Raw genomic sequence first — 4,982 nt, 5'->3', positions numbered from 1 at the left:
TTTACTAAACTCAATTAACGCTATTGCTAATGAGGGTCTAAACTTAGAGTCATGTGTAAAGACGGCTTATTTTTGGCGGTGATTCGCGTGCCAGGATTGGCTTTCTTAGAGAATAATAATATTTAGTGTCCTAAGGAGTGCTCTATGTTGGATGATTCTGATCCAATTGAAACCTCGGAATGGTTAGAAGCTATTCAGTCTGTAATCGATAATGAAGGTATGGAGCGAGCGGAGTATTTGCTTGCTTTACTATCTGAGAAGGCTCGCAAGTTAGGTGGTGAGTTACCATATTCAGTGACGACGCCGTATTGCAACTCAATTCCTACTGACCAAGAAGCTCGGATGCCCGGCGATTTGTTTATGGAACGTAGGATTCGCTCTCTTATTCGCTGGAATGCAATGGCGATGGTACTCAGGGCAAATAAACGGCCGGGGGAACTAGGTGGACATATATCCTCGTTTTCTTCGAGTGCGACACTTTACGATGTTGGCTTTAATCACTTCTTTCACGCGGGAAATGATAAGCGCGAAGCGGATCTTATATATATTCAAGGGCATACTTCGCCAGGTATCTATGCTCGTTCCTTTATCGAGGGGCGGCTTTCTAGAGAGCAAATGGATAATTATCGAAATGAAGTAGATGGAAATGGTTTGCCATCATATCCTCACCCCTGGTTAATGCCTGATTATTGGCAGTTCCCAACGGTATCTATGGGCTTAGGGCCCTTACAAGCCATCTATCAAGCGCATGTGATGAAGTACTTACATAGTCGAGAGCTTACTGATAAAAGCAATCGAAAAGTCTGGTGCTTTGTAGGCGATGGCGAGACAGATGAGCCTGAGACGCTTGGCTCCATAGCTCTAGCGGGGCGAGAAAAACTCGATAACCTGATATTTGTCGTGAACTGTAACCTTCAAAGGTTGGATGGGCCTGTTAGAGGAAACGGTAAAATTATTCAAGAACTTGAAGGGGTATTCCGCGGCGCAGGGTGGAATGTTATCAAGGTTATTTGGGGACGGATGTGGGACCCTCTGTTTGATCAAGATACTGATGGCTCGATGCAGCGCGCGATGGATGAAGTGGTTGATGGCGAGATGCAAAACTTTAAGTCAAATGGTGCGGCTTATACGAGGAAGCACTTCTTTGGTCGCTATCCGGAGCTTGCCAAGTTAGCTGAGCAATTGAGTGATCGGGATATTGAGCAACTTAATCGTGGCGGGCATGATCCTTACAAGGTTTATGCTGCGTATCATAAGGCGGTTAATCATAAAGGTCAGCCGACCGTTATTCTGGCGCACACGATCAAAGGTTATGGCTTTGGTAAGGTTGGTGAAGGAACAAACAGTACTCACTCGCTGAAGAAACTTGATGTCGAAACACTTAAGGCATTCCGTGACCGGTTTGGGGTGCCTGTCAGCGATGACGATATAGAATCAATCCCTTACTATCAGCCATCAGCAGACAGCCCTGAAGCTGTCTATATGAAAAAACGCCGAGAGGAACTAGGTGGATTCTATCCAAAACGGCGTGCCCAGAGTCAGCCTTTGGTGACGCCTGACTTGAGTTTTTTCAAGAATCAACTAGAGGGCAGTGGTGAGAGAGAAATCTCAACTACCATGGCCTTTGTTAGAATGCTTTCGTCCTTAACTAAGGACAAGCGTATCGGTAAGCGCGTCGTGCCAATCGTGCCGGATGAAGCGAGAACCTTTGGTATGGAGGGAATGTTTCGTCAACTTGGCATCTATACCTCTGAAGGTCAAAAATACGTGCCGAATGATAGTGATCAGGTGATGTACTATCGTGAAGATCAAGGTGGACAGATTCTGGAAGAGGGGATTAATGAAGCGGGTGCAATGGCTGCATGGATGGCCTGCGCAACCTCATATAGCACTCATGATTACCCGCTCATACCGTTCTATATTTACTACTCAATGTTTGGGTTTCAACGTGTTGGGGACTTCGCGTGGGCGGCGGGCGATATGCGTTCTCGCGGCTTTCTTGTTGGTGGAACTGCAGGTCGAACAACGCTCAACGGAGAAGGGCTGCAGCATCAAGATGGACATAGTCATATTATGGCAGGAACGATACCGAACTGTATCGCTTATGACCCCGCCTATGCCTGTGAATTAGCGGTGATTATTCAAGATGGTTTACGTCGTATGTATCAGGAGAATGAAGACGTTTATTACTATTTGAGTATTATGAATGAAAACTATAAACAGCCTGCTTTGGTCAAAGACTCCGAAGAGGGAATCCTGAGAGGGATGTACTTATTCGATACCCTTAAACCTAAGGGGCGAGGAAAGAAACTCAGCGTTCAGTTAATGGGTAGTGGTGCCATATTAAATGAAGTTAGAGTTGCTGCCGAAATCTTGCGTGATGAATATAACATCGCAAGTGATATTTGGAGTGTCACTAGTTTTAATGAATTGGCGCGAGATGGCATGAAGACCGTTCGTTGGAATATGTTGAACCCGGATAAAAAGAAAAAAGTAAGCTATGTCGAAACTTGCTTGGGTGAACGTGAAGGACCAGTGGTGGCATCGACTGACTATATCCGCCTTTATGGCGAGCAGATTCGAGCATACTTACCGAAGCGCTATACGGTTCTGGGGACTGATGGTTTTGGCCGGAGTGATACTCGGCAGAAATTAAGACAGTTTTTTGAAATTGATCGACACTATGTCGTGGTGGCGGCTTTGAGTGCACTTTCTGAAGAAGGGAAGGTTGAAGCGAAGGTAGTGCTAGATGCGATGCGCAAATTCGGTATTGACCGAAATTGTCTAAGTCCAACTCAACGATAACCAGGAGACGATGATGAATTCGATAGAAGTCAAAGTCCCCAATGTCGGAGTTGAGGGCGAAGTAGAGGTTGTAGAGGTCTGTGTATCTCCTGGTGATGAAATTGAGGTGGACAGCTCACTTATTGTATTGGAATCGGATAAGGCGACCGTTGAGGTACCCAGTCCATGTGCGGGGAAGGTTGAATCAGTTTCTTTGACAGTAGGAGACAAAGTCAGTGAAGGTTCCTTGGTACTGGTGATGGAACCCTCTGAGGGGAACGCTCAGCTTGAGGAATCAGCTTCGGAAGAGAAGAGTCCGGGCGAAACACCGCAAAGTGAGCTTGTTCAGGTAGCTGTACCGGATTTAGGCGGAAGTGAATCGGTTGAAGTCATTGAGGTCTTGGTTGAAGTAGGTGATGCCTTAGAGTGTGATCAGGCGATGATTGTGCTGGAGTCTGATAAAGCAACCATGGAGATACCTTGCTCTGAGTCGGGTATTTTGCAAACGCTTAATATCAAAGTTGGAGACAAGGTTTCCAAAGGTGATATTATTGCAGAGCTCAAGGTTGAAGGTGGTTCATCAGCAGCGAATGCTAACGAAGAAATCAGCAAGCCTAGCAATGAAAATAAGCCCAAACCTGAGCATGACACTGATGCCCGGGAAGAGACAATCGTAAGTGAGGATGATGCGCCTGCGGTGCTGCCTCAGATTTCAGGAAGCAAGGTTCATGCAGGTCCTGCAGTTCGTAAATTTGCGAGAGAGCATGGAGTTGAGTTGTCTCGAGTAAAGGGTTCCGGGCCTCGAAGTAGAATTCTGAAAGAGGACTTAAGGAAATATATAAAGTCTCAGGTCCAGGCTGCGCAAAGTGGTAACCAAGGGGGGCTAGGTCTTCCTGAAATTGCTTTGCCTGACTTCTCAATATTTGGAGAAGTTGAAATCCAGCAGATGGATAAACTTCAGCGCCTTACTGCTAAGAATATGCAGGCCAGTTGGCTAACGGTTCCGCATGTTACGCAGTTTGATGAGGCGGACATTACAGACCTTGAGGCTTTTCGAAAAGGCCACAAAGCACAGGCTGAGAGTCGCGGCGTAAAGCTGACACCGGTAGCCTTCATTATAAAAGCGTGCGCTTATGCTTTGCAGCAGCTACCGCAGTTCAATGTTTCACTCGATATAAAAAACGAGAAAATTGTACGTAAGAAATATATACACATCGGCTTGGCAGTAGATACGCCTGCTGGCTTGGTTGTTCCGGTTATTCGCAATGTCGACCAAAAAAGCCTTTGGGATATTGCCCAGGAATGCCAGTCTTTGGCAGCCAAAGCGAAAGACAGAAAGTTGTCGCCAGCGGATATGCAGGGGGCATGTTTTACTATTTCTAGTTTAGGTGGTGTGGGCGGTACCGCCTTTACACCAATTGTAAATACACCGGAAGTGGCGATCTTAGGGGTATCGAAAGCGCAAATGAAACCGGTTTGGGATGGCGGTGAAGCCTTCAAACCACGCTTAATGTTGCCACTGTCTTTATCTTATGATCATCGAGCAGTTAACGGAGCCGATGCTGCGCGTTTCACAACTTTATTGTCACAGGTGCTAGGTGACTTGCGAGAGTTGTTATTGTAGGAAAAATTGTACAGAATGCGGGCAGTCATTAAATAATAAATTCAATAAATAGCTGTAGGCTGTCAATTAATTAGAGTAACTTCCATAATGGAATTTAAGACCCAGTTCATAAGCCGAGAAGATAGACGTATCGCTCGGCAATCTTTAAGCGGGAAGCACGGTTTCCAGGCGATGATTCGTCTGGAGCATAAAAGCCTCTCGGTTTCCCTCACAGACTTCTCAAGTTTGGGCTTTGCTATCTCGGTTTCAAAAGAGCATGCTGATGATCTGAAAGTGGGAGGGAAAATAGAAGTATTAGTAAGCCCCTTGATACACCACGAGTACCTGATTAAAGGGCTTATTAAAGACCGGCAGCCCATCAGGCAGGGGCAGGTAAAAATTGCGGCGGTCATTGAGCACGAACAGAGCAGTAAGCACGACCGTTTCCATCCTATCCACTTAAGTGCCGAACAAAGCCTAAAAGGACAAATGGTTCACCCTTTTGTCTACAAACAAAACGCCTATTTTGAGGTGGAGAGTTTGTCCCGCAATGGCTTCTATGCAAGCGGGATTCACACAGAGTTTACCTTGTTTG

At 46.1% G+C, this 4,982-nt stretch carries 3 protein-coding genes; all 3 read left to right on the top strand.

Annotated elements, in window-relative coordinates:
* The first annotated feature begins 144 nt into the window (after window positions 1-144).
* A complete protein-coding gene (gene aceE / locus A3763_RS12465) occupies window positions 145-2,805 on the top strand; it encodes a pyruvate dehydrogenase (acetyl-transferring), homodimeric type (RefSeq protein ID WP_068634550.1) in 2,661 nt (886 codons plus the stop codon).
* Window positions 2,806-2,815: 10 nt separating this feature from the next.
* Entirely contained in the window at window positions 2,816-4,408 is a 1,593-nt protein-coding gene (gene aceF / locus A3763_RS12460; RefSeq protein ID WP_231872189.1) for a dihydrolipoyllysine-residue acetyltransferase, read from the top strand.
* Between the two features lie 87 nt (window positions 4,409-4,495).
* Window positions 4,496-4,982 (top strand): hypothetical protein (locus A3763_RS12455; protein ID WP_156495070.1); only part of this gene is annotated, 487 nt, incomplete at its 3' end.

Source organism: Oleiphilus sp. HI0128, assembly GCF_001635365.1.
This window is presented reverse-complemented; position numbering and strand designations above follow the sequence as displayed.